Genomic DNA, 25461 nt, shown 5'->3' on the forward strand with positions numbered 1-25461 from the left:
CTGACGCGCGTTCGACTGACCACGCATCAGGTTCGACCGGGGGGAGCCAGGCCGGCATGCGCAGCGACAGCGGCAAGGAGAGGGCACGGGGCGGGGCTGACGGGGGCATCGAACCGCTCGTGCCCGGGGATCCGCGCCGGATAGGCCCCTACCGCCTCCTCGGCCGGCTCGGCTCCGGCGGCATGGGACGCGTCTACCTGGCCCGCTCCGAGGGCGGGCGCACCGTGGCCGTCAAGGTGGTGCACGAGGAGCACGCCTCGGACCAGCGGTTCCGGGCCCGCTTCCGCCGCGAGGTCGAGGCAGTGCGGAAGGTCGGCGAGCACTTCACCGCGCCCGTGCTCGACGCCGACCCGGAGGCCGACCGGCCGTGGGTGGCGACCGGCTTCGTCCCGGGGCCGTCCCTCGAACAGGTCGTCCGCGGGCACGGTCCCCTGCCCGCGGAGTCGATCCTGGCGCTCGCCGACGGGCTGCTCAAGGCGCTCCGCGGCATCCACGGGGCCGGCATCCTGCACCGCGATCTGAAGCCCTCCAACGTGATGCTCACGGTCGAGGGCCCCCGGGTGATCGACTTCGGCATCGCGCGCGCCCTGGAACCCTCGGTCGACTCGCTCCTCACCAGCACCGGCCTGGTCGTCGGCTCCCCCGGGTTCATGGCCCCGGAACAGGTCCGCGGCGAGTCCCTGGGTCCCGCCGCCGACGTCTTCGCGCTGGGCTGCGTGCTCATGTACGCGGCCACGGGCCGGCTGCCGTTCGGGCACGGCGCCAGCAACCAGCACGCGATCATGTTCCAGATCGTCGAGGCGGAGCCCGACCTCGACCGGGTGAAGGACGAGGCCCTGCGCGGCGTCATCGCCCGCTGCCTGACGAAGAGTCCGGACGAACGCCCGGGCGTCGACGCCCTGCTGGAGGACCCGGCGCTGTCCGGCGCGACCACGGCCGACGGTTCCTGGCTGCCCCCGGGCTGGTGGCTCGCCTCGCCCGGCAGGCGGCGCGGCTGCTCGACGTGGAGGCGCTGGCCACGACCGACCGGGCGCCGGAGGCGGACGGACCGGAGCCGGTCGCGGCGACGGGCGGAGAGACGGCGGGCGGGAAGGGGGGCGCCGGGAGCGAGGACGGGTCCGGCCCGGCCCCGGCGGTCTCCTCCGGTACCGGCACCCTCGGCCTGCGGGCCAGGGTGGCCGACGCGGACGGGCGCGACGGCGCGCGGGATCCCGGAGCGGCGGCGGGCTCCGCCCCCGAGGGCGCGGGCGAACGCCCCGAGCGCCGCCGCGGCCGCGGGACCTGGCTCGTCGCGGCGGCCGCCCTCGCGGTGGTGAGCGTCGGCGGCAGCGTCACCTACTACATCCAGGACGAGGCCCGGCACCGCGACATCCAGGGAGCACCCGGCGGCCGAGGCTCCACCCCACCGGCCTCGCCCACCACCGGCGCGACCGCGACGCCCCCCTCCACGGCGCCGCCCTCCCGGGGCCCGTCGGGCACGCCGGGCCCGCCGAGCGGCGCGGCCGGCGCGGGCGGGGCGGCGAGCACCGGCGGAGCCGTCGGCGGCGGCTCCACGGGCCCGACCGGGGGCGGCGGGTCGCCGTCCGGGGGCGCCGCCTCGATCGGCGGCTCGTCCTCCTCGGGCGGCTCGTCCGGCGGCTCCTCCACGTCCGGAGGAACGACCACCTCGGGCGGCTCCTCCAGCACCCGGGGCACGGGCTCCGGCGGCACCACCTCCGCGCCCGACAACCGCGTCCCGTCGTCGTTCGTCGGTACCTGGACCCTCAGCGGCTCGTACGCCATCGGCCAGCCGCAGACCGTCACCATCTACCGGGTCGCCCCCGGCCGGATCGCCGCCAAGCTGGTCATCGACTCCCAGGGCTTCCACTGCGAGCACCACGCGACGCTGCTCTCGGTCGCCGACGGCGGCAAGCGCATCAACCTGTCCTCCGGCGCCCTGGACAAGGCGCGCTCCACCAGCTTCTGCGGAAACAGCGACCCGTCGTACTTCGCCCTCGCCGTGCCGACCGGCCTGCGTCACGACGTCGGCCCCTCCCACGGCGACGGCTACCACTACGAGCGGAGCTGACCGCGGCCCGGCGGCCGGACGGGTGAATCTCGCCCGTCCGGCTGCCCCGCCGACCGTGCGGGCCGCGACGCCTCGGGGAGCCTGACGGGACCGAACGGAGCCCGACCCGACCCGCGAGGAGCCCCGCCCCATGAAGAGCGCCGACCTGCTGCTCGACGCGTTCGACCGCGTCCGGGACGCCGTGCACGGGGCCGTCCAGGGCCTGTCCGAGGACGAGCTGACCGCGCGGATCGACGACGAGGCGAACTCGATCGCCTGGCTGGTCTGGCACCTCACCCGGATCCAGGACGACCACGTCGCGGGCGCGTTCGGCACGGAGCAGGTGTGGACCGAGGAAGACTGGATCTCCCGCTTCGGCCTCGGCTTCCCGAAGGGCGCCACCGGCTACGGGCACTCCAGCGCCCAGGTCGCCGCCGTCCGGGCCCCGGCGGACCTGCTCCTCGGCTACTACGACGCGGTGCACGCCCGCTCCCTGGAGCAGCTGGGCGCCCTCACGAACACCGACCTCGACCGGGTGGTGGACGAGGCGTGGGATCCGCCGGTGACGCTCGGTGTCCGCCTCGTGAGCGTGATCGCGGAGGACAACCAGCACGCGGGCCAGGCGGCCTACGTCCGCGGCGTGCTGGAACGCCGCTAGGAGGTGTCTTGCCGGGCGCGGTCTCACGGCAGCGGGACCGTCGCCCAGACGGTCTTGCCCACGCAACGGCTCCTGACGCCCCACGCGGTGGCCAGGGCCGCGACGAGCAGCAGGCCGTAGCCGCCCTCGTCGGGACACCCCGCCGCCCGAGGTTCGCGTTCCGCGCGGGCGTCGCTGACCTCGATCCGGACGTGGTCGGGGGCCGGCACGAGCCGCAGCTCGAAGTCACGGCCGGGGACCCGGCCGTGCCGGACCGCGTTCGAGGCGAGCTCGGCGACGACCAGCTCGACCGTGTCGGTGGCGGCGGCGGCCACGCCCCAGTCGCGGAGCTGCTGCGCGGCGAGCAGCCGGGCGAGCCGGGCTCCCCGGCGGGTGGCCGACAGGCGCTGCACGAACACGTCGGCGGACACGCCGCCGAACTCACCGTTCGGGGTGACGATTTCGGACTTCATGCCCCTGAGCCTGGTGCGCCCGCTCTACGCTGACCAGCAGCGACGCCACGACGCTGAGTAACTGTACGGGTACGCCAAGAGGGCGGTACGGATGTCGGGGAACCAGGGTGAACGGCCGGAGCGGCCGTCCGAGGTCGACGGTACGGCGCACCTGTTCAGTGCGCTCGGAAAGATCATCAAGGTGCTGCGGAGGAACGCCGGCCTGAGCCAGGCGGAACTGGCGGAGGCCACGCACTGCAGCGAGGACCTGGTCTCGTCGGTGGAGCGCGGGGTGCGGACCCCGCAACCCGACTTCCTGCTGCGCGCGGACCGTGCACTGGCGGCCGGCGGGGTGCTGGCGGCGGCAGTGGAGGACGTCCGGGAGGCCCTGGCACGGGCGCGGACACGGCACCCGGACTGGTTCCGCGACTTCGCGAAGGCGGAGGCGGAGGCGGTGGCTCTGCACTACTACGCCGCGCAGGCAGTGCCGGGCCTGCTCCAGACCCCCTCATACGCGCGGGCGGTGTTCCGGGAACGTCGCCCCCTGTACGACGAGGAGACGGTCGAGAAGCGGGTGGCGGATCGGTTGGCTCGCCAGACCGTGTTCGACAAGTGGCCCGCGATCACCTTCAGTTTCGTCGTGGAGATGGCCGTCCTGAACCGCCCGATGGGTGGCCGCGAAGCCTTCCGGGAGCAGCTGAGGCACCTCCGCGAGATCGCCGGCCTCCGCACCGTCCACCTCTAGTTGATGCCGCAGGACCGCACCGAACACCCGGGGCTGGAGGGCTCGTTCACGCTGCTCACCCCGAAGGGCCGGCGCGAGGTCGCGTACACCGAGATCTATGGCCACTCCCGGCTCATCACCGACCCGGAGGAGGTCCGTCAGTACACCGAGCGCTATGGGATCATCCGGGCGCAGGCACTCACGCCTCACGAGTCCCTGACTGCCATCGAGAAGATGCTGGGAGAGCTATGAGCACCGAGGAACCGACCTGGTTCAAGAGCAGCTACAGCGGGGGCGAAGGCGGCGAGTGCGTCGAAGTCGCCTACACCTGGCGCAAGTCCAGCTACAGCGGGGGCGAAGGCGGCAACTGCGTCGAGGTCGCCGCCCACCCCGCCGCCGTCCACGTCCGGGACTCCAAGGTGCCCGACGGCCCCCTGGTCTCCGTCGCGCCCTCCTCCTGGGCGGCCTTCGCCGCGTACGCCGCCCGTAGCATCCGGGCGTGACCAGTAGAAAGTTCGTTCTCTTCGACGTCGACGGCACCCTCATGGACGCCGTCGCCAACCAGCGCCGCGTCTGGCACGCCTGGGCGGCTCACCACGGGCTCGACGGGGACGAGGTGTACGCCGTGGCGCTCCGGACGCGGCCGGTCGAGACCTTCGCGGCCGTCGCGCCGGGCCAGGACCCGGACGCCTGCCTCGCCCTCCTGCACTCGCTGGAGGACGAGGACGTGCGCTCGGGCACGTACGCGGCCTTCGACGGCGCCGCCGCCCTCCTGCGCGCCCTGCCCGCCGACCGCTGGGCGCTCGTCACGTCCAACTACGAGCACCGGGTCCGGGGGCGCTTCGAGCGGACCGGGCTGCCGCTGCCGTCGCTGATCGTCGACGCCGCGTCGGTGAGCGAGGGAAAGCCGTCGCCCGCCCCGTACCTGATGGCGGCGGGGAGGCTGGGCGCCGAGCCGTCGGACTGCCTCGTCGTCGAGGACGCGCCGTCCGGGGTCCGTTCGGGGCTCGACGCCGGGATGACCGTGTGGACGGTCAACACCCCCGCACCGGCCGAGGGTTCCCATCGGCACTTCGCCTCCCTGGCGGCCGCGGCCGACGACATCCTGGCGTTCGCCGGTCTCGCCTGAGCCGGTCCGCGGACCTCCCCGATCACCCCGACCGCGGCCGCCTCCTTGACTATCGTCGAAGGAGGCCCGCGCGGGGCGGGGGAACGGGGACGGCACATGACCGAGGAACGGCGGCACGCCGTGCTGTCGTTGGGCATTCCCCTGGTGCGGACCGAGGACGGATCCTCCCCGCGCCTGGGGCTCGATCTGCTCGAGCAGGCCCCCAGGCACTCCGAGAGCGTCACGACGGTGCTGCGGGACTTCCGCTACGCCCTGCTGCCGGGGGCGGACGGGGATCCCGCCGACCACCTGGGCCGGGTGGACTCCGCGGTGGTCAGCCCGGACGTCGACGTGCTGATCGTGCACATCGTCGGGCACGGCGAACTCGCCGAGGAGCGCAGCGAGAAGCTCTACGTCCTCGACGGAGCGGGCAGGCGCCTCGCCCGGCCGGTGGCCTCCTGGATCGAGCTGATCGAGGACCATCCGGACGACCACCGGCCGATGACGCTGTTCATCCTCGACGTCTGCTACGCGGGCGAACCGGCCGTACGGGCCTGGCACGGCCGGATGAACGTGGCCAGGCGCCGGGCCTGGGTGCTGGCCGCGACCGGACCGAAGGACACCGCGTTCGGCTACCGCCTGAGCCGGGCCGTGGTCCGGGTCCTGGAGAAGTACCGGAACCGCGAGGTGCGGTTCGACCCCTCGGTGCGGTACATCCCGCCGAGCACGGTCTACCAGGAGATCGACCGCACGGTGAACGACCTGATCGCGGAGGTGCCGGGGAGCCTGCCGCAGTCAATCATCACCAGCCTGGTTCCCGCCCATGTGGACCTGTCGCAGCTCCCGTTCTTCCCGAACCCCGCCTACGGCGAGACCCCCGCCGACGGTCTGCCCGGCGACCTGCCCCCGGAGATCGCCCGGCTCACCGACTGGGCCTGGGACCCCGAGCACTTCATGCGGCGCGGCGGCGGGGGCGAGCCGGTGGGCCGCGACTGGAGCGAGGGGTACTTCTCCGGGCGCGAGAAGGAGCTGGGCGAGCTGTCGGCCTGGCTCGACGACGCCGAGGCCGGGCCGCGGGTGCGGACGGTCACGGGCAAGCCGGGCTCGGGCAAGTCGGCCCTGCTCGGCGTCCTGGTGTGCGCCGCCCACCCCCTGCTGCGCCGGCACACCCGGCGGCTGTGGCACCGGCTCGACGGCCCGGTGCCGGGCGAGAACGAACGGCTGGCCGTCGTGCACGCGCGGCGTCTCGGGCTCGACCAGATCACCGCCGCTCTCGCACGGCAGCTCCGCCCGGACTCCCCCGCCGCCGCGTCCGGCGGCGCCGCGAACCCCGCCGACCACCTGTACGGGCTGCTGCCCGACGAGGGCCCCCCGGTCACCGTCGTCCTCGACGCCCTCGACGAGGCCGACCGGCCCGAGGACATCGTCGCCGCCCTGCTGCTGCCGCTGGCCCAGCGGGCCCTGGAACCGGGCAGCAGGCTGCGGCTGCTGGTCTCCACCCGCGAGGACGGCCGTTTCCGTTCGCTGCTCGCCCTGGCCCGCGACGGCGGCGGGTGCACCGACCTCAGCGCCGCCTCCCCCGACACCGTCCGCCAGGGCGTCGCCGCCTACGTGGAGCGGCTGCTGCGGGACGACGGCCCGTACGCCCGGGGCAGCCGCAGCGCCGCCCGCGCCGCCCTGGCGGACGCCGTCGCCGAGCGGCTGGTGGGCCGCGGGGACGAGCTGCAGTGGGGAGAGTTCCTGGCCGCCGGACTGTACGTGCACTACCTGCTCGCGGCCGAGGAGCCGTGCGACACCCCGGAGGAGGCGGCGGCGCTGGGCGGGCGCGTGCCGCTCGGGCTGCCCGAGCTCCTCGAACTCGACCTGATGCGCCACTCCGACGAGCCGCATCTGCGTCCGGTGCTGACCGCTCTGGCGTTCGCCCAGGGCCGTGGCATGCCCGAGCGTGTCCTGGCGCACGCCGCCTCGGCCTTCACCGGGGATCCCGGCGGGGAGCCGCTGCCGCTGCCCCAGCTGTACGAGGTGCTGGACCGCAAGGCGCGCTTCTACCTGCGGCGCGAGGTGGACGACGACGGCACGACCCTCTACCGCCTCTTCCACGAGGGTCTCGCCCAGTGGCTCCAGGCCAACGCCCCGGGTCCGGCCGACGCCTCACCGGCCGGCGGGGCCGGCTCCGCACCCGCACCGCTCACCGACACCGCCGACGCACAGGAAGGCACCCCGTGACCGCCGCCCTCTATACCCGGCTCCTGGAGTCCGTCCCCCGTGACGGGGCGGGCCGCAGGCTCTGGCACCTGGCGGCCCCCTACCTCTGGCGGCACACCGCCCAGCACGCGCTCGCCGCCGGCCGGCTCGACGACCTCGTGCGGGACAGCGAGTTCCTGCTGCACGCCGACCCGCACGCCCTGGCCGACGCCCTGCGGAACGTGGAGTCCGAGCAGGCCCGGCACACGGCGGCCGTCTACCGCGCGTCCTGGGGCCTGCACCACGGCATGCCGCCCGCCGAGCGCCGTCAGCTCCTGGCCCTGGACGCGGCCCGGTTCCGGGACGCGCGCATGCAGGCGGACCTGCCGGGCGACGCGGACTGGCGCGTGCGGTGGGCGACGGGACACCAGGTGACCAGGGAACTCGTCCGCACGCTCGTCGGACACGACGGGGCCGTCACGGCCGTGGCGGTGACCTCGGTGGACGGTCGGATGCACGCGGTCACCGGGAGCGCGGACCGGACGGCCCGGGTGTGGGACCTGACCACCGGACGCCAGGTCGGCACCCTCGACGGTCACGACGGGGCGGTGGGCGCGCTCGCGGTGGCCCGGGTCGACGGGCGCCCGCACGCGCTCACGGTCGACCAGGGCAGCACGGTACGGGTGTGGGACCTGACGACCGGACGCAGGGTGACGGAACTGCTCGGCCACACCAGCGCGGTGACCACCGTGCTGGTGACGGAGCTGGACGGTCGCCCGCACGCCGTGACCGGGGGCAAGGACCGTGAGGTGCGGGTGTGGGACCTGACGACCTGGCAGCTCAGGAGACTGGTGGGCCGGCACTCCAAGATGGTCATCTCGCTGGCCGTCGCCGAGGTCTTCGGGCGCCCGCACATCGTCGTGAGCGACCGGTCCGGGACGGTCTCGGTGTGGGACCTGACGACCGCCCGGCGGGTACGGGAGCTGACCGGCCACCGCGACTGGGTGGTGTCCGTGGCGACGGCGGTGGTGGCGGACCGGCCCCAGGCGCTGACCACGGACACGACGGGTACGGTCCGCGCGTACGACCTGGCCACCGGGGCGCGGGTGGGGGAACTGAGCGGGCACACCAAGGCGGTCGACGTGGTGACCGGGGCGTCGCTGGCCGGCCGCCCGCACGCGCTCACCGGGGACCGCTCGGGCGCGGTGCGGGTGTGGGACCTGGCCACCCGGCGGCAGCGGCGGGTGCTCATCGGCCACACCAAGGCGGTCACGTGGGTCACGGTGGCCGTGCTGGACGGCCGGCCGCACGCCGTCACGGGCAGCCACGACCACACGGTGCGGGTGTGGGACCTGACCGCCCGGCACGAGACCAGTGCGCTGAAGGGCCGGACCGACCGGGTCGACACCGTCGCGGTCGCGGACGTCGACGGCTCCCCGTACGCGATCACCGGCGAGCGGGCCGGGGCGGTCCGCGTCTGGGACGTGGCCGGCGGCCGGCAGGTGCGCGAGCTGAGCGGGCACGGCAGCGCGATCCAGACGATCGGGACCGCGACCGTGCGCGGGCGTCCCCACGCGCTGGCCATCGGCACCCATCGCTCGGTCCGGATGTGGGATCTGACGACCGGGCGGCGGACGCCGTCGCTGCGGGGCCACGAGAGCGCGGTGGTCGCGCTGGCCGTGACGGAGCTGGACGGCCGGCCGCACGCCGTGACCGGCAGCCACGACCGCACGGTCCGGGTCTGGGACCTGACCACGGCGTCGGAGGTGGGCCGGATGACGGGCCACGGGGGCTCGGTCACCGCCCTCGCGGTGGCGCGGGTGGAGGGTGTCCCGTGCGTCGTCACGGGGACGAGCCAGGGTGCTCTGCGGGTCTGGGACCTGACGACCGGTGAGCGGACACGGTCGCTGGTCGGCGGCCACAGCGCGGTGATCGCGATCGTGGCCGGCGAGGTGGACGGCCGCCCGCACGCGCTCACCAGCCATCGTGCGGGGCGGGTCCACCTCTGGGACCTCACGACCGGCCGGCAGACCGGGACGCTGATCGACGGGGACCTGACCGTCCACGCGGTGGCGATGTGCACGGTCGACGGCCGCCCCTGCGCCGTGACGGCCGGACTCGACCGGACGGTGCGGCTGTGGGACCTGGGAACGCGGACGTGCGTCTCCGCGTTCCACCTTCCGGACGAGGCGCGGGCCGCGACCGTGGGCTCCGACTCGACCGTGCTCCTCGGCGTCGGCCACGAGGTCGTCGTCCTCAGTCTCGAACCCCTCGCACGGAGGCTTCGTTGACCGGTTCCGCACCTCTTTCCGTCGTCGCCGTCCACGGGGTCGGCAACAGCTTCGGCGCCGACGTGGACGGCGAGCTGCTCGAAGACCTGCGGGGCCGGCGGGCCGCCGTATGGGCCAAGGAGATCGCCAAGGGCCTGGGCGTTGGCCCGGACCGGCTCGACCTGGACTTCGCGTACTACGCCGACCGGCTGGCGGCCGGCCGGCCCGTGGCGCAGGGCGACGACGACGAGCTGCTGGACGACCCGCTGGCGCGCCGGATGCTGGAGGAGTGGGCCCGGGAGCTGGGCGTCGCCGACGAGGTGTCCCAGGGGCACGCGGGGATCCCGGTGCGGGCGCTGTCGTCGTGGGTGGCGCGGAAGTTCGACCTGGCCGAGGGCCCGCTGCGGATCTTCATCCGGCTGTTGTTCCGCGAGGTGGCGACCTACCTGCGGGCCGACGACGCGCCGGAGCGGCTGGCGGCCCGTGAGGAGGTGGCCGCGCGGATCGCGGCGCACCGGCCGCGGGTGGTGATCGCCCACTCGCTGGGCTCGGTCGTCGCCTACGAGGCGCTGCACGCCCATCCGGAACTGCGGCCCGAGCTCCTCCTCACCCTGGGGTCGCCTCTCGCGCTGCCGCGGGCGGTCTTCGACCGGCTCGTCCCGCGCCCGGAGTACCGGGGCACCCGCCCGCCGGGCGTCACCCGCTGGGTCAACATCGCGGACCCGGGCGACCCGGTGGCCGTGCCGCCGGGTCTGAGCGGGTACTTCGAGGGGATCGCCGTGGACCACACCTCGGTCGTCGGCTTCCACTTCGACCTGCACCACGCGGTCAACTACCTGCGGTCGGCGACGACGGCGGCGACCCTGGCGCCGTACCTGGGCGTGTAGGCACGGGCGGGGCCTTCCGGGGCCGCCCCCGGTCCGGCCGGCCCGGCACGGGCTCCGGGCCGGGCCGGGTCAGCCGGGGCCGGGTCCGGGTCCGTTCGGCCGGGCCCGTCCTGGCCGGGCCGGGTCCGTTCGGCCGGGCCGGCCGCCCGGAGCGGTGAAGACGGGGATCGTGGTGTCCTCCCGGACGTGGAAGGCCACCTCCAGGTCCATGCCGATCCGCAGGGCGGTCTCCGCCACCCCGACGACCTCGGTCATCATCCGGGGGCCCTCGGCGAGGTCGACCACCGCGGCGACGTAGGGCACCCGTTCGCCGAAGGGCGGGAGGTCGTTGCGGTGGACGACGGACCAGGTGTAGAGCGTGGCCCGGCCGCCGGCCGGCTCCCAGGTGACGTCCTCGCTCCAGCAGTGCGGGCAGAACTCGCGCGGGTAGTGGTGGGCGCGTCCGCACCCGGCGCAGCGCCGCAGGAGCAGCCGGCCCCCGGCCGCCGCGTCCCAGTAGGGCCGGGTGAAGGCGTCGACGTCGGGAAGGTCGAAGCGGGGGCTCATCCGAAGAGTCCGATCGCGTGGTCGAGGGACCAGGTCTGCCAGGACAGCGCGAAGAGGGCGACCAGCGAGATGAGCGCCATCATCGCGTTCTGACCCTGCTCGGCCCAGTCGTGGATCATCAGGACGAGATAGAGGAGATTGAGCAGCAGGCCGCCGACGAGGGCGACCGGGGTGAGGAAGCCGGTCACCAGGCCGAGTCCGAGGGCGAGTTCGGCGTACACGACGACGTACGCCATGAGCCGGGGCCGGGGGGCGACGACCTTCTCGAAGCCGGTCCGCACCGCGCCCCAGCGGTGCTCGGCCGCCACGCCGGCGGCCCAGGCGATGCCGGTGCCGCGCTCGAACCAGCCCTTCCTGTCCTTGTGGCGCCAGCTCTCCAGCCACCACAGGCCGAGGCCGATGCGGAGGACGGCGAGCCATTCGGCGCCGGTGAGCCAGACGGTCTGCATCTGTCGGTACCTGCCCCTCCCGAACGAATCTGACGATACGTCAGTTCAGCGGATGGCGCCCCGATCCCGCAAGAGGTCGGCAGGCGTGACCGATTCGCAACCAATTCCCCTCTTGACCGAGACCCAACAAGTGAGCATGTCATTACGCTCAGCATTCATGGCCCATACCCCCCAAGACCGCCCCGACCATCCCGTTTACGTCATCGGCGGCGGACCCGGCGGACTCGCCGTCGCCGCCGCCCTGCGCGAGCAGGGCGTCCGGGCGGTCGTCCTGGAGAAGTCCGACGCCGTCGGCGCCTCGTGGCGCGCGCACTACGACCGGCTGCGCCTACACACCACCCGCCGGCTCTCCGGACTGCCCGGACTGCCGATGCCCCGCTCCTTCGGGCGCTGGGTCGCCCGCGCGGACGTGGTGCGCTACCTGGAGAAGTACGCCGAGGTCCACGAACTGGAGATCGTGACCGGCGTCGAGGTCTCCCGGGTCGAGCGCGCCGGGGACGACTGGACACTGCACGCGACCGGCGGACGCCGGCTGACCGGGCGGGCGGTGGTCGTGGCCACCGGCCACAACCACACCCCGCGGCTGCCCGAGTGGCCGGGACTCGACACGTACGACCGCGAACTGGTGCACGCGAGCGCCTACCGCAACCCCGCCCCGTACGCCGGCCGCGACGTGCTCGTCGTCGGCGCCGGCAACACCGGGGCCGAGATCGCCGCCGACCTCGCCGAGGGCGGGGCCGCCCGCGTGCGGCTCGCGGTGCGCACGGTCCCGCACATCGTGCGGCGGTCCACGGCCGGCTGGCCCGCCCAGCGCACGGGCATCCTGGTCCGCAGACTGCCGGTGCGCCTGGTGGACCGGATGGGCGCGCTGATGGCCAGGGTCGCCGTGCCTGACCTGTCCGAGCACGGGCTCCCGCGGCCGGACACCGGGCTGTACTCGCGCGTGCGCGAGGGGGCGGTCCCGGTGCAGGACGTGGGCCTGATCGACGCGGTGCGGGCCGGCACGGTGGAGGTGGTCGGCGCGGTCGAGTCCTTCGACGGCGACAAGGTCGTCCTCGCCGACGGAACGCGGATCACGCCCGACGCGGTGATCGCCGCGACCGGCTACCGGCGGGCGCTGGAACCGCTCGTGGGCCACCTCGGCGTGCTCGACGAGCGCGGCCGGCCGGCGACCCGGGGAGCGCGGACGCCGGAGGGGGCGCCCGGGCTCTACTTCACCGGATTCACCAACCCGATCAGCGGGATGTTCCGCGAGCTCGCGCTCGACGCGGAGAGGATCGCGCGCCGGATCGCGAAGGCGACCCGCTAGGGAACGTCCGTCCGGGGCCAACGGACCGAGGGCGAGGGGCCGGGGGCGGGGGGGCCGGGGGCGAGGGAAGACGGGGCGGGGTTTCGGGGGCGCGGGGCGAGCGGCCGGGGGTCGCGGCGCGCCCGGCACGGCGGGCCCGACCGGGCCCCGGGAACCCGGGGAGGGTACCCGAAGGGACCGTTCCTGCACGGGTGTTCCTGACTGAGCGTCAGTTCTGTAATCTGACTACACGTCAGTTATGGACGAGGGACTCGGGACTGGGACGGGCGGACCGATGCTTGGATCGACTCACGGCACCTTCACCACCGATCTCCGCGCCCGCGTGGTGGCCTGCGGAGAGCACCCCGGACAGGCCGGGACCACCGTCCACGGGAGAACCGCCGCCGAGGGCGATCACGACGTCAGCGGCCGGCCGCTGCACGCCCCCGTCCCCGACCTCGACCGCTTCTTCCGGCCGCGTTCGGTCGCCGTCGTCGGCGCCTCCGACGGCGAGGGGCGGCCCAACACCGGCATCACCCGGCAGCTCGTAGCCTGGGCCGAGCGCGTCGGCGCGGAACTGGTGCCCGTCCACCCGACCCGTACGGAGGTCTTCGGGATCCCCTGCGTGCCGTCCGTCGGAGCGCTGTCCGCGGTCCGCGCCGAGCCCGTCGACCTCGCCGTGCTGCTCGTCGCCGACCCGCTGCCGGTGGTCGAGGAACTCGCCGACGCCAAGGTGCGGTTCGCGGTCGCCTTCGCCTCCGGCTTCGCCGAGACCGGCCGGGAGGGCGCCGCCGCACAGGAGCGCCTCGCCGACGCCGTCCGGCGCTCCGGCATCCGGCTCCTGGGGCCCAACACGAACCTCAACGCCTTCGAGCGCTTCCGGGACGACCTGGACGGCCCCGCGATCGCGCTCATCACGCAGTCGGGCCACCAGGGCCGCCCCGTCCACACCCTGCAGGAGCTGGGCGTACGGCTCTCCCACTGGGCCCCGACCGGCAACGAGGCCGACCTGGAGACCGCCGACTTCATCTCGTACTTCGCCGGGCGGCCGGAGGTCGGCGCCATCGCCTGCTACGTGGAGGGCCTCAAGGACGGCCGCTCCTTCCTGCTGGCCGCGGACCGCGCCGCCCGCGAGGGGGTGCCGGTCGTCACGGTGAAGGTCGGACGCACCGAGACCGGGGCGCGGATGGCCGCCTCCCACACCGGCAAGCTGACCGGCGCGGACCAGGTCGTCGACGCCGCCATGCGCCAGTTCGGCGTGATCCGGGTCGACGGGCTCGACGAACTCCAGGACACCGCGGCGCTGCTGGCACGCGCCCGCAAGCCGGTGGCCGAAGGCGTCGTCGTCTACTCGATCTCCGGCGGCACGGGCGCCCACTTCTCCGACCTGGCGACCGCCGCGGGCCTGACCCTGCCGACGCTCTCCGAGGCCAAGCAGGCCGAGCTGCACACGTGGATCCCGTCCTACCTCGGCGTGGCGAACCCGGTGGACAACGGCGGGCACCCGGTCGGCGACTGGCGCGGACGGAAGATCATCGACGCGATCCTCGCCGACCCCTCCGTCGGGGTCCTCATCTGTCCCATCACCGGCCCCTTCCCGCCGATGAGCGACCGGCTGGCGCAGGACCTGGTGGACGCGGCCGAGGCCACCGACAAGCTGGTGTGCGTCGTGTGGGGGTCGCCGGTGGGGACCGAGGCCGCCTACCGCGAGACCCTCCTCGGCTCCTCGCGGGTCGCGACCTTCCGGACCTTCTCCAACTGCATCGGGGCCGTGAAGTCCTACCTCGACCACCACCGCTTCTCCGCCGGCTACCGCTCGCCGTTCGACGAGGCGCCGCGCACCCCCTCGCCGTCCTTCCGCAAGGCCCGGGCCCTGATGCTGCCCGGCCGGCAGCTCAGCGAGCACTCCGCGAAGCAGCTCCTGCGGGCGTACGGGATCAGGGTGCCGCGCGAGCAGCTGGTGACCAGCGCCGCCGCGGCCGTGCGGGCGGCCGGCCTGGTCGGCTATCCGGTGGTGATGAAGGCGTCGGGCACCCAGCTCGCCCACAAGACCGAACTGGGCCTGGTCAAGGTGGGGCTGACCTCGGCGAGCCAGGTGCGCGACGCCTACCGGGAGCTCACCGACATCGCCCGCTACGAAGGCGTCGAGCTCGACGGGGTCCTGGTCTGCCAGATGGTCGGCCGCGGCGTCGAGATGGTGGTCGGCGTGACCCGCGACCCGCTCTTCGGGCCGACGGTCACCGTGGGCCTGGGCGGCGTCCTGGTCGAGGTGCTGAACGACGCGGCCGTGCGCGTGCCGCCGTTCGGCGAGCACGAGGCGCGGGCCATGCTCGGGGAACTGCGCGGCCGGGCCCTGCTGGAGGGCGTGCGCGGGGCGCCGCCGGCGGACGTCGACGCCCTGGTGGAGGTCGTGCTGCGGGTGCAGCGGATGGCCCTCGAACTCGACGGCGACCTGGCCGAACTGGACATCAACCCGTTGATGGTGCTGCCGCGCGGACAGGGCGCGGTCGCCCTGGACGCGCTCGCGGTCTGCCGATAGGAGCCCCGTGGACGACGTACTGCACGCCGTCGGGAACGGCGTCGCGTGGATCACCCTGAACCGTCCCGAGGCCATGAACGCCGTCACCTGGGACCAGCGCGAGCGGATCATCGGGCTGCTCGCCGACGCCTCCGCCGACCCGGACGTGCGGGCGGTGGTGCTGACCGCGACCGGCCGGGGCTTCTGCGCGGGCGCGGACCTGCGCGGGTCTCCCCCGGCGGGCGGCGCGGGGGCGTCCGGGGGACGCGTCCCCGGCGACGTGGCACGGACCATCCGGCGTGGGGCGCAGCGCTTCATCGGAGCCGTACTGGACTGCGAGAAGCCGGTCGTCGCGGCCGTGAACGGCACGGCGGCGGGGATCGGGGCGCATCTGGCCTTCGCCTGCGACCTGGTGCTCGCGGCCGAGTCGGCGCGCTTCATCGAGGTGTTCGTCCGGCGCGGCCTGGTGCCGGACGGGGGCGGGGCGTACCTGCTCCCACGGCTGATCGGCCCGCAGCGCGCCAAGGAGCTGATGTTCTTCGGCGACGCGCTGGACGCGGCCGACGCGCGGACCATGGGCCTGGTGAACCGGGTCGTCCCCGACGGCGAGCTGGAGAAGACCGCCCGCGCCTGGGCCGAACGCCTGGCGCAGGGCCCGACCCGGGCGATCGCCCTGACCAAGCAGCTGGTGAACGGCTCGCTGGAGGCCGACCGCGCGAGCGCGTTCGCGGCGGAGGCGGCGGCGCAGGAGATCAACATGACGACCCGGGACGCGAACGAGGGCGTCGCGAGCTTCGTCGAGCGGCGCACCCCGCGCTACGAGGGCCGCTGAGGGCACGGCACGGCGGAGGAACCGGCGCACGAGGGTTCCTATCTGACGATTCGTCAGTTTCAATGGACGGTGTGATGGGACACGCTGGGATGGCGGCCACCGCCGTCCGATACCTCAGGTCCGCCGGGGCGCCCACGGCCGCGGAGGCCCGCTCCGGCAGCCGCCCCCGGCCGCTGCTGCGGGCGGTACGGGACGACGAGCGGCTGCCCGTCGACCCGGCCGAGTTCCGCCGCGTGCTGGGCCACTTCGCGAGCGGCGTCACCGTGGTGACCGCGCGGGACGACGAAGGACCGGCCGGCTTCGCCTGCCAGTCCTTCGCCTCGCTGTCCCTCGACCCGCCGCTGATCGCCTTCATGGTCGCCCGCACCTCGACCACCTGGCCCCGCATCGCCCGGGTCGGCGCCTTCTGCGTCAACGTCCTGGGCGCGGACCAGGGTCCGTTGTGCCTGGGCTTCGCCAGGAGCGGCGCGGACAAGTTCGCGGGGGTGACCCACACCCCGGCCCCGGTGACCGGCTCGCCCCGCCTGGCCGGTGCCCCGGCCTGGATCGACTGCACGATCGCCACGGTCCACACCGGTGGCGACCACCTGATCGTGGTGGGCCGGGTCGAGGCCCTCGACGGCGCCGCCGAGGGCGACCCCCTCGTCTTCCACCGCGGCCGCTTCGGCCGCCTCGCGACCTGAGCCCCGCCCGGGGCACTACACCCGGACCGCCGGCACCGTCACCGGCTGCGGCCGGCGGCGGATCACCAGGGCCATCAGGGCGGCGGCCGCGCACAGGGCGCCCGAGGCGTACCAGACGACGTCGTACGAGCCGAAGACGTCCCGGGCCACGCCGCCCGCGAAGGCGACCACCGCCGCGCCCACCTGGTGGGAGGCGAGCACCCAGCCGAAGACGATCGCGCTGTCGTCGCCGTAGTGCTCGCGGCACAGGGCGATCGTCGGCGGGACCGTGGCCACCCAGTCCAGACCGTAGAAGACGATGAAGAAGATCATCGGCGGGTGGATCGAGGGGGCCAGCAGCATCGGCAGGAAGAGCAGGGACACGCCCCGCAGCGCGTAGTAGACCGCGAGCAGCCGCCGCGCCTCGAAGCGGTCCGTGAACCAGCCCGAGGCGATCGTGCCCACCACGTCGAAGACACCGATCACGGCGAGGAGCGAGGCCGCCGCGGTGATGGGCATGCCGTGGTCGTGGGCGGCGGGCACGAAGTGGGTCTGGACGAGGCCGTTGGTCGAGGCGCCGCAGATCGCGAAGGTGCCGGCGAGCAGCCAGAACGGGCCGGTGCGGGCCGCCTTGACGAGGACGGTGACGGCCCGGCGCGCCGCCCCCGTCACCGGCGCGGGCTTCTCGGCGTACACCCCGCCGTAGGGGGCCTGGCCCACGTCCGCGGGGTGGTCGCGCAGCAGGAGCCAGACGAAGGGGACGACCGCGAGGGCGGCGAGCGAGACGGTCACGGAGGCCGGACGCCAGCCGTGTTCCTCGACCAGCCAGGAGAGCAGCGGCAGGAAGATCAGCTGGCCCGAGGCGCTGGCGGCCGTGAGGATGCCGGTGACCAGGCCCCGGCGCTCGGTGAACCAGCGGTTGGTGACCGTCGCCGCGAACGCCAGCGCCATCGAGCCGCTGCCGAGGCCGACGAGCAGCCCCCAGTACAGGATGAGCTGCCAGCTCGACGTCATGAAGACGGTGAGTCCCGAACCGGCGGCGATGACCGTGAGGGCCGTCGCGACGACCTTGCGGATGCCGAAGCGGTCCATCAGGGCCGCGGCGAAGGGCGCCGTCAGCCCGTACAGCGCGAGGTTGACCGAGACCGCGAGACCGATCGTGCCCCGGGACCAGCCGAACTCGCCGTTGAGCGGGTCGATGAGCAGGCCCGGGAGGGAGCGGAACGCGGCCGCGCCGATGATCGTGACGAAGGCGACGGCCGCGACGAACCAGGCGCGGTGGATGCGGGGCCCGGGGGGCGAGGAGGGCGCGGGAGCCTCGGCGGAAGTCTCGGTTGTCTGGGTCACGTCACACAGCATCGTGGGGCCCCGACACCCGGGCCACTGGCCCGACCGACAGCTTTAGCAAGAATCGGGCCACTCCCCTCGGGCCTCGCTCCCGGCCCCCGCCCGGCCCCCGCCCGGCCCCGCCCCTCCGGCCCCCGCGGGCGGCGCCTCACTGCACCCGCGGCAGGGTCCTGATCGGCCGCACCACCAGCAGCGCCACCACCACCAGCACCGCGATCCCCGCCCCGGTCAGCAACACCGTCTCGGTGCCCACCGCCTCCGCCACCGGGCCGGCGAGCGTCCGGCCCGCCGCCATCATCAGCAGGGATCCGGCCACGTCGTAGGCGTGCATCCGGTTCAGCGCGTCCTGCGGCACGTGCGTCTGGACCGAGGTCGACCACATCACCAGCCAGAAGGCGAAGGCCGCGCCGCCGACGAACTGGCCGGCGCCGAGCAGCACCACGGACGCCCCGGAGCCGAGCAGGACGAGGTTGACCGGCAGGCCGAGCAGCGCCACGGCGCCCGACGCCAGCGGCCGGCGCGGGCGCAGCCGCAGGGCGAGCAGACCGCCGGCCGCGCTGCCCGCGCCGTTGACCGCCATCAGGACGCCGTACGCGGCCGAACCGTGGTCGCCGGTGACCAGGGTCGCGGTCAGCGGGACCAACGGGCCGGCGACCGTCAGGCCGTACACCGTCCAGATCGCGATGACTCCCCACAGCCAGCTCCGCGCCCGGAACTCCCGCCAGCCGACCGCCAGCTCGGCCCGCAGCGAGCCGCGAGCGGCCGTGTCGCCGGGGGCGGCGGGGAGACGCATGAGGGTGAGGCAGAGCGCGCTGACCGCGAAGGTCGCGCCGTTGGCGCCGAAGGCGGCCCCGGCGCCCAGGAGCGCGACGAGCAGACCGGCGACGGCCGGCCCCGCCATCGTCATCAGGGACTCGACGACCCGCAGGACGGCGTTGGCGCGCTGCACGTCCGGGGCGATGCGCGGGATCGTGGACGCGACCCCGGGCTGGAAGAGGGCGGCGCCCACCCCGCTGACGGCGCTGAGCGCGTACACGGACCACAGCGGCGGGCCGCCCAGTGCGAAGGAGACCGCGAGGACGGAGGCTCCGGGCAGTCGCAGCACGTCCGCCGTGATCATCATGCGGCGGGCGGTGAAGCGGTCGGCGAGGACGCCCCCGAAGACCACGAAGAGCGCGAAGGGGCCGATCCAGGCACCCAGCGCGTAGCCGACGGAGGAGCCGGAGTGACCGGCGCCGAGCAGACCGGCGGCGAGGGCGACCGGGACCATGCCCTCACCGAAGACGGCGGCGGACCGGGCGACGAAGAACAGCCGGAAGTTGCGGCTCCAGAGCGTCGGGGCCGCGGCGGGGACGACGTCCGGGCCGGGGAGCACCTCGGCGGGCACCGCGTCGGGAATGACCGCGTCGGCCTCAGACTTGTACGTGTACTTGTCCGTCACGGACCCGAGATGTATCAACAAATGGTCTGGACCACCAAGGGGTTTTCGGAGGAACCACCGTGCCGCACCGCATCGCCGTCCTGGCCCTGCCCGGCCTGCTCCCCTTCGAACTGGGCATTCCGCACCGGATCTTCGGACGGGCGAAGGACTCCGGGGGCCGCCCGCTGTACGAGATCGTCACCTGCGCGCCGGCCGCCGGACCGGTCCGGACGGACGCGGACTTCGCCGTGCACGTCGAGCACGGGCCGGAGGCGCTGGCGACGGCGGACACGGTCGTCGTCCCGGCCTCGTACGAACTCGGCCCGGTCTACGAGGAGGGCCGCCTGACGCCGGAGCTCGCGGCCGCCCTCGCGCACATCAGGCCCGGGACGCGGCTCGTGTCCATCTGCACCGGCGGCTACGTGCTGGCCGCCGCCGGCTGGCTCGACGGGCGTCCGGCCACCACCCACTGGTCCTCGGCCGAGCACTTCCAGCGGCTCTTCCCGAGCGTCCGGGTGGACGCGGACGTGCTCTTCGTCGACGACGGGGACGTGCTCACCTCCGCCGGCGTGGCGGCCGGCATCGACCTCTGCCTGCACATCGTGCGGCGGGACCACGGCACGGCCGTCGCCAACGAGGTGGCGCGCCGGACGGTCGTGCCGCCGCACCGGGACGGCGGCCAGGCCCAGTACATCGAGCGCCCGCTCCCGGACCCGGGCACGGCGACCACGACGGCCGCCCGCGCCTGGGCGCTGGCCCATCTGCACGAGCCGCTGCAGCTGCGCGACCTCGCCGTGCGGGAGTCGATGAGCGTACGGACGTTCACCCGCCGCTTCCGCGAGGAGGTCGGGGTCAGCCCGGGCCAGTGGCTGACCCGGCAGCGGATCGAACGCGCCCGCCACCTCCTGGAGTCGACGGACCTCCCGGTCGACAGGATCGCCCGCGACGCCGGCTTCGGCACGCCCCAGTCCCTGCGGACGCACCTGCAGACGGCGATCGGCGTGACACCGACGGCCTACCGCCGCACCTTCCGCGCGGGCGCCACGGGCTGAGCCGCGGGCGCGGCCTCCGCCAACCGCCGCTCCCCCACGGCCCCGACCGCGGTCAGCAGCAGGGTCAGGCCGACACCCCACAGGATCGCGGTCGAGGGTGCCACCACCTGCAGCAGGCCGCCCGCCAGGGAGCCGCTCGCCGCGTAGCCGGCTCCCACGGCGGCGTACATGACCGAGTAGCCGGCCGCGAGGACGCTCGGGGGGAGGATCCGGCGCAGGGCCAGGTTCCGGGTCAGCATGGCCGGTGCCTGCAGCAGACCGGCCAGGACCAGGGCGACGGCGATGGCGGCCGTCCAGGGCAGCAGGGCCACCAGGACGACACCTCCCGAGACGCCGAGGATGAGGACGAGGCTCTGCGCCGTGAGCCGGCCGGGCCAGTCGCCGCGGAGCCCGTAGAGGAACGCCCCCAGCGCCGAGCCGGCCGCGAAGCCGGCGAGCAGCGGCCCGGCCCAGCCGATGCCGATCCCGCGCTGCTCCAGCAGGGCGGGCAGGACGAGTTCGGCCAGGGCCAGCAGCGTCAGGCTCGCCGCGCCGGTCACGTACACGGGCCAGGCGCGCGCCAGGAGCCGCCGCACCGGCTCTCCGCCGGCGCCGGGGCCGCCCTCGGCCTTCCAGCCGCCGGGCAGCAGCCGGAGCCCGGTCACCGCGACCGCCATCAGACCGCCCTGGAGCAGCAGCGGCACGGCCGGGTCGACACCCAGCGCGAAGCCCGTCGTGAGGGCGGGCGCACCGGCCCAGATCCCGAAGGTGAGCACCGACTCCATGCTCATCGCCTGGGTGACGGCGTGCTCGGGGACCAGCGAGGTGAGCAGCGCGCGCAGCCCGCCCGGCACGGCCGCCGGTCCGGCGCCCGCGGCGAACGCGAGCCCGCAGAGGACCGCGGGGTGCGCGCCGTCGAGAAGTCCGAGCCCCGCGAAGCCGAGCGCGCCGACCGCGAGTCCGGACGCCAGCTGCGGCCGGGCCCGTTCGGCGTTCATCCGGATGCCGAGGACGGGCGCGGCGAGGATCTCGCCGAGGACGTACACGGCGGCGAGGACGGCGCCGAGTGTGTACCCGCCGGGCCGCTCGCGGACCAGGAGGACCAGCGCGAGCGGCGCCATCGCCACCGGCATCCGTCCGGCCACGGTGACGGCGGACCAGGCGAGGACGGGCCGGGTGGCGAGCGCTCGGTAGGACATGGCACCGAACGTAGCGACCCGCCGCCCGCCGCCGTCGGGATTTTCCCCGCCGAGGGCGGTCGCTCAGAAGGTGAGCACCCCGCGGGCCACCTTCCCCCGCGCCGCGTCCTCGGCCGCTCTCTCGAAGTCCTCCACGGGATAGGTCTCGGTGACGAGCTCGTCGAGGAGGAGGCTGCCCCGGCGGTAGAGCTCGGCGTAGAGCGCGAGGTCCTTCTGCGGGCGGGAGGAGCCGTAGCGGCAGCCGAGGATCGACTTGTCCAGGAACATCGCGGCGGGCAGGAAGCTCGCCTCGGCGGTCGGGGCCGTCATCCCGAGGAGCACCGCCTGGCCGTGCCGGTCGAGCAGGTCGACCGCGGCGCGCACCAGTCCGACGTGGCCCACGCACTCGAAGACGTGGTCGGCGCCGGTGGGCAGGACCTCCCGCACGCCGTCCGCCGAGCCCAGGAAGTGCGTGGCGCCGAACCGGCGGGCGGTCTCCTCCTTCGCCGGGTTGGTGTCGACGGCGACGATCGGGTGGGCGCCGGAGATCCGGGCGCCCTGGAGCACGTTGAGGCCGATGCCGCCGGTGCCGATGACGACCACGCTCTCGCCCCGTGCCACGCGGGCGCGGTTGAGCACCGCCCCCACGCCGGTGAGGACGCCGCAGCCCATGAGGGCGGCGGAGGTGAGGGGGATGTCGGAGGGGATCCGCACGGCCTGGACGGCCTTGACGACGGTCCGCTCGGCGAAGGAGGAGTTCGAGGCGAACTGGAAGAGCGGCTGCCCGCCGCGGGAGAAGGGCTGCCCGGGCCTGCCGATGGCCTTCCGGCACATCGTGGGTCGGCCCCGGTCGCAGTCGGCGCAGGTGCCGCAGTTGGCGAGCGTGGACAGGGCCACGTGGTCACCGGGCCCGATATGGGTGACGCCCGGCCCGACGGCCTCGACGACACCGGCGCCCTCGTGTCCGAGGACGACGGGCGCGGGGAACGGGATCGTCCCGTCCACGACCGACAGGTCGCTGTGGCACAGCCCGGCGGCGGCGACCGCGACGAGGACCTCCCCGGGTCCCGGGTCCCGCACCTCCAGGTCGTCGACGACCTGGACCTGCTTCCCGTCGAAGACGACGCCTCTCATGACCGCTCCTCGTCCGCGACGTTGGGGCGGGAGCCGGCCGCCGCGGCGCGGGCCATCTCCTCCAGCCGGGTCAGCAGCGGCATCGGGTCGGTGCCGACCGTGCCGGGCAGGAAGTCCGCGATCCGCTCCGGCGTCCACGCGCCGCCCTCGGCGTACCCGGCCCGCAGCTCGCGGGGCTGCGCCCAGACCGCGATCTTGGGTCCGGCGATCGTGTAGACCTGGCCGGTGATCCCCTCCGCCCGGGCCCGCTCGGACAGGAGGTAGACCACGAGCGCCGCCACGTCCTCCGGCTCGCCGATCTCCTTCAGCTCCATGGGCACGTTGGCCGACATCCGGGTGCGGGCCACGGGCGCGACCGCGTTCGCCGTCACCCCGTACTTGTGGAGCCCCAGCGCCGCGCTGCGCACCAGCGAGATGATCCCGCCCTTGGCGGCGGCGTAGTTGGCCTGCGCCACCGAGCCCTGGTGGTTGCCACTGGTGAAGCCGATCAGCGTCCCGCCGCCCTGCTTCCGCATCACCGCCGAGGCGGCCCGGAAGACGGTGAAGGTGCCCTTCAGATGGGTCGCGACGACCGGATCCCACTCCTCCTCGGACATGTTGAACAGCATCCGCTCGCGCAGGATGCCGGCCACGCACACCACTCCGTCCACACGCCCGTACTCCGCGAGCGCCACGTCCACGATCCGCGCGCCGCCCTCCATCGTCGAGATGTCGTCGGCGACCGCGACCGCGGATCCGCCCGCCGCCTCGATCTCCTTCACGACGGCGAGTGCGACCTCGGAGGTCGGCTCCCCGCCCTCGACGGAGACGCCGTAGTCGTTGACCACGACTTTCGCGCCCTCCGCCGCGCACGCCAGGGCGACCGCACGGCCGATCCCCCTCCCCGCGCCCGTCACGGCGATGACCTTGCCAGCCAAGAAGTTCCCCACGCCCGGCCCCTTCCCGCGGTTTCTGACGGTCCGTTAGATTCGTCAACAGGATTCTACGACCCGTCAGATACCGGAGAACAAGCCCCCTGGAGGCCCCGATGTCAGCTCCCCCGGCTCTCCCAGCCGCGTTCCACGACATCGCCAAGCGCGTCAACAACTGGGGCCGTTGGGGCCGGGACGACGAGATCGGGACGCTGAACCTGATCACCGACGAGGTGGTGCGCGAGGCGGTCGCGACCGTCCGCTCGGGACAGCGCGTCCCCCTCGCCCTCGACCTCAAGCAGGACGGCGTACAGACCGGCATGATCCCCGGCCGGGTCAACCCGCTGCACGTCATGGTCCAGGTCAACCAGGAGCTCTTCGGCCCGGGAACGGTCGCCACCAGCGACGACGCCGTGACCTTCGGCCTCCAGGCGGCGACGCACTGGGACGCGCTCACGCACGTCTCGCACTCGGGAAAGATCTACAACGGGCGGCCCGCCGCCTCCATCACGCCGCACGGGCGCTCCGAGTTCAGCGGCATCCACACCGCGCGCCACCTCGTCGGTCGCGGTGTCCTGCTGGACGTGGCCGCGGCCAAGGGACTCGACCGGCTGCCGGGCGACCACGCCGTGACCCCCGAGGACCTGGACGAGGCGGCGGAGTTCGGCCGGGTGACGGTCAAGGCCGGCGACATCGTGCTCGTACGGACCGGGCAGGTGCGGCAGTACCTGGCCGGGGACAAGCACGGGTACGCCTTCCCGTCCCCCGGGCTCTCCGTGCGGACGCCCGAGTGGTTCCACGCGCGGGACGTCGCCGCCGTCGCGAACGACACGCTCACCTTCGAGATCTTCCCGCCCGAGATCGAGGACCTGTGGCTGCCCGTGCACGCGCTCGACCTCGTCGAGATGGGCATGCTCCAGGGTCAGAACTGGAATCTGGAAAGTTTGTCCACAGCCTGTGCACAGAGCGGGCGGTACGCCTTCCTGCTCTCGGCGATGCCCGAACCCTTCGTCGGCGGCACGGGCACACCGGTGGCACCGGTCGCGATCCTGTAGGGCCGGCCGGCGCGCGGGGCCACGGCCGGGGAGGAAGAGGGACTCACGGGTGGCGGCGAGCATCGCGCCCGCCCCGAGCACGGCACGGCGGGCCGCCACCCCGGTCGCGACCCGCACTCGCCGAGGGTGCGGCACCCTCGGCGTCCCCTCGCGACGCATCGCTCACCCCAGGGTGAACAAAACGGCACGAACCGTCAACAGTGCCTCCGGCGGAGCGTCAGCAGGAGGCCCGGTCGAAGGCGATCGGCTCCCGTACCACCGGCGCCGGGGCCGGAACGCTCCGGTCCACCTCGCACCAGATGCTCTTGCCGGCACCTTCGCGCTGCCAGCCCCAGCGGTCGGCCAGTCCGTCCACCAGCTCCAGGCCGCGGCCGTTGGTGTCCTCGCCCTGGGCGTGCCGCTGGAGCGGGGGCCGGTCGCTCCGGTCGGCCACCTCGACCCGGACCGTCCCGGCGTCCGGACAGCCGGCGCCGAACAGCATCCTCAGGACGGCCGGACAGCCCGTGTGCACCACGGCGTTGGTCACCAGCTCGGAGATGAGCAGCACCAGCGTCTCGGCCAGCGGCTCGTCCACCCCTATGCCCGATCCGGCGAGCCTCGAACGGGCCCATCGCCGGGCTCGTCCCACCTCTGCCGGGTCGGCCCCGACCTCCAACTGAACCTGAAGCACCTGCACCGTTCACACCATCCGAACCGGCGGACACATCGCCTCGCGCCTCACAGCCATCGACGCCCTCACGGAACGTGATTTCCTTGCGAGACAGCATGGTTGACGTACAGT

Annotated in this window: 23 protein-coding genes and 1 pseudogene; 15 read left to right on the forward strand and 9 right to left on the reverse strand. The window is 74.3% G+C overall.

Features of this window, described 5'->3' with window-relative positions; genetic code table 11:
• Nucleotides 1-56: 56 nt before the first annotated feature.
• From ACE1OA_RS15020 to ACE1OA_RS15030, 3 genes are all read left to right on the forward strand, one after another.
• Entirely contained in the window at nt 57-1316 is a 1260-nt protein-coding gene (locus ACE1OA_RS15020) for a serine/threonine-protein kinase (RefSeq protein ID WP_432752890.1), read from the forward strand.
• Complete coding sequence (locus ACE1OA_RS15025; RefSeq protein WP_432752891.1) at nt 1313-2068, forward strand: hypothetical protein; 756 nt, start codon at nt 1313-1315, stop codon at nt 2066-2068. The genes ACE1OA_RS15020 and ACE1OA_RS15025 overlap by 4 nt, the downstream gene beginning before the upstream one ends.
• A gap of 130 nt (nt 2069-2198) precedes the next feature.
• The gene (locus ACE1OA_RS15030; RefSeq protein ID WP_356599844.1) at nt 2199-2705 is read left to right on the forward strand and encodes a mycothiol transferase; all 507 of its coding nucleotides are present in this window, start codon (nt 2199-2201) and stop codon (nt 2703-2705) included.
• Between the two features lie 23 nt (nt 2706-2728).
• On the opposite strand, the gene ACE1OA_RS15035 is transcribed toward ACE1OA_RS15030, so the two are convergent.
• Nucleotides 2729-3157, reverse strand: a complete 429-nt coding sequence (locus ACE1OA_RS15035; RefSeq protein WP_356599846.1) for an ATP-binding protein — start codon at nt 3155-3157, stop codon at nt 2729-2731.
• Between the two features lie 91 nt (nt 3158-3248).
• Between ACE1OA_RS15035 and ACE1OA_RS15040 the strand changes: the two are divergent.
• The 6 genes and pseudogenes from ACE1OA_RS15040 (at nt 3249) to ACE1OA_RS15065 (ending at nt 10309) form a co-directional block, all read left to right on the forward strand.
• Nucleotides 3249-4112 (forward strand): annotated as a pseudogene (locus tag ACE1OA_RS15040) (helix-turn-helix domain-containing protein).
• Nucleotides 4109-4363, forward strand: coding sequence for a DUF397 domain-containing protein (locus tag ACE1OA_RS15045; RefSeq protein WP_432752892.1), 255 nt, complete (start codon nt 4109-4111; stop codon nt 4361-4363). The pseudogene ACE1OA_RS15040 and the gene ACE1OA_RS15045 overlap by 4 nt, the downstream one beginning before the upstream one ends.
• Complete coding sequence (locus ACE1OA_RS15050; protein WP_432752893.1) at nt 4360-4989, forward strand: HAD-IA family hydrolase; 630 nt, start codon at nt 4360-4362, stop codon at nt 4987-4989. Before ACE1OA_RS15045 ends, ACE1OA_RS15050 begins: the two co-directional genes overlap by 4 nt.
• 96 nt (nt 4990-5085) lie before the next feature.
• A complete protein-coding gene (locus ACE1OA_RS15055; protein ID WP_432752894.1) occupies nt 5086-7194 on the forward strand; it encodes a hypothetical protein in 2109 nt (702 codons plus the stop codon).
• Nucleotides 7191-9443: a WD40 repeat domain-containing protein gene (locus ACE1OA_RS15060; protein ID WP_356599856.1), complete on the forward strand. Its 2253-nt coding sequence runs from the start codon at nt 7191-7193 to the stop codon at nt 9441-9443. The genes ACE1OA_RS15055 and ACE1OA_RS15060 overlap by 4 nt, the downstream gene beginning before the upstream one ends.
• On the forward strand, nt 9440-10309 hold the full coding sequence (locus ACE1OA_RS15065; protein ID WP_356599858.1) for a hypothetical protein: 870 nt from the start codon (nt 9440-9442) through the stop codon (nt 10307-10309). The genes ACE1OA_RS15060 and ACE1OA_RS15065 overlap by 4 nt, the downstream gene beginning before the upstream one ends.
• Before the next feature lie 69 nt (nt 10310-10378).
• Here ACE1OA_RS15065 and ACE1OA_RS15070 read toward each other — a convergent pair whose 3' ends face one another.
• Together ACE1OA_RS15070 and ACE1OA_RS15075 are read right to left on the reverse strand one after the other, a co-directional pair.
• A complete protein-coding gene (locus ACE1OA_RS15070; RefSeq protein WP_356599860.1) occupies nt 10379-10855 on the reverse strand; it encodes a Zn-ribbon domain-containing OB-fold protein in 477 nt (158 codons plus the stop codon).
• A complete protein-coding gene (locus ACE1OA_RS15075; RefSeq protein WP_356779349.1) occupies nt 10852-11304 on the reverse strand; it encodes a DoxX family protein in 453 nt (150 codons plus the stop codon). Before ACE1OA_RS15075 ends, ACE1OA_RS15070 begins: the two co-directional genes overlap by 4 nt.
• A gap of 157 nt (nt 11305-11461) precedes the next feature.
• Between ACE1OA_RS15075 and ACE1OA_RS15080 the strand changes: the two genes are divergently transcribed.
• From ACE1OA_RS15080 to ACE1OA_RS15095, 4 genes are all read left to right on the forward strand, one after another.
• Nucleotides 11462-12613: a flavin-containing monooxygenase gene (locus tag ACE1OA_RS15080; protein ID WP_356599864.1), complete on the forward strand. Its 1152-nt coding sequence runs from the start codon at nt 11462-11464 to the stop codon at nt 12611-12613.
• A gap of 274 nt (nt 12614-12887) precedes the next feature.
• Nucleotides 12888-15131, forward strand: a complete 2244-nt coding sequence (locus ACE1OA_RS15085) for an acetate--CoA ligase family protein (protein WP_386540905.1) — start codon at nt 12888-12890, stop codon at nt 15129-15131.
• A 73-nt stretch (nt 15132-15204) separates the two neighbouring features.
• Complete coding sequence (locus ACE1OA_RS15090) at nt 15205-15942, forward strand: enoyl-CoA hydratase/isomerase family protein (protein WP_432754066.1); 738 nt, start codon at nt 15205-15207, stop codon at nt 15940-15942.
• Between the two features lie 74 nt (nt 15943-16016).
• Nucleotides 16017-16625: a flavin reductase family protein gene (locus ACE1OA_RS15095; protein WP_356599870.1), complete on the forward strand. Its 609-nt coding sequence runs from the start codon at nt 16017-16019 to the stop codon at nt 16623-16625.
• Between the two features lie 15 nt (nt 16626-16640).
• On the opposite strand, the gene ACE1OA_RS15100 is transcribed toward ACE1OA_RS15095, so the two are convergent.
• Nucleotides 16641-17963, reverse strand: a complete 1323-nt coding sequence (locus ACE1OA_RS15100; RefSeq protein WP_386540907.1) for an MFS transporter — start codon at nt 17961-17963, stop codon at nt 16641-16643.
• A 136-nt stretch (nt 17964-18099) separates the two neighbouring features.
• A complete protein-coding gene (locus ACE1OA_RS15105) occupies nt 18100-19392 on the reverse strand; it encodes an MFS transporter (RefSeq protein WP_432752895.1) in 1293 nt (430 codons plus the stop codon).
• A 59-nt stretch (nt 19393-19451) separates the two neighbouring features.
• On the opposite strand from ACE1OA_RS15105, the gene ACE1OA_RS15110 reads away from it, so the two are divergent.
• Complete coding sequence (locus ACE1OA_RS15110; protein ID WP_384871277.1) at nt 19452-20423, forward strand: GlxA family transcriptional regulator; 972 nt, start codon at nt 19452-19454, stop codon at nt 20421-20423.
• On the opposite strand, the gene ACE1OA_RS15115 is transcribed toward ACE1OA_RS15110, so the two are convergent.
• From ACE1OA_RS15115 to ACE1OA_RS15125, 3 genes are all read right to left on the reverse strand, one after another.
• Nucleotides 20387-21601 (reverse strand): MFS transporter, encoded by a 1215-nt coding sequence (locus ACE1OA_RS15115; protein WP_432752896.1) that lies wholly within the window; start codon nt 21599-21601, stop codon nt 20387-20389. The genes ACE1OA_RS15110 and ACE1OA_RS15115 overlap by 37 nt on opposite strands.
• 63 nt (nt 21602-21664) lie before the next feature.
• The gene (locus ACE1OA_RS15120) at nt 21665-22714 is read right to left on the reverse strand and encodes a Zn-dependent alcohol dehydrogenase (protein ID WP_386540914.1); all 1050 of its coding nucleotides are present in this window, start codon (nt 22712-22714) and stop codon (nt 21665-21667) included.
• On the reverse strand, nt 22711-23643 hold the full coding sequence (locus ACE1OA_RS15125) for an SDR family oxidoreductase (protein WP_356599880.1): 933 nt from the start codon (nt 23641-23643) through the stop codon (nt 22711-22713). The genes ACE1OA_RS15120 and ACE1OA_RS15125 overlap by 4 nt, the downstream gene beginning before the upstream one ends.
• A gap of 98 nt (nt 23644-23741) precedes the next feature.
• Here ACE1OA_RS15125 and ACE1OA_RS15130 point away from each other — a divergent pair, with 98 nt between their 5' ends.
• Nucleotides 23742-24680 (forward strand): cyclase family protein, encoded by a 939-nt coding sequence (locus tag ACE1OA_RS15130; protein ID WP_356599882.1) that lies wholly within the window; start codon nt 23742-23744, stop codon nt 24678-24680.
• Nucleotides 24681-24897: 217 nt separating this feature from the next.
• Here ACE1OA_RS15130 and ACE1OA_RS15135 read toward each other — a convergent pair whose 3' ends face one another.
• Entirely contained in the window at nt 24898-25356 is a 459-nt protein-coding gene (locus tag ACE1OA_RS15135; protein ID WP_356599884.1) for an ATP-binding protein, read from the reverse strand.
• Between the last annotated feature and the right edge of the window lie 105 nt (nt 25357-25461).

Source organism: Streptomyces sp. JL2001 (assembly GCF_050917515.1).
Classification (GTDB): Bacteria; Actinomycetota; Actinomycetes; order Streptomycetales; family Streptomycetaceae; genus Streptomyces.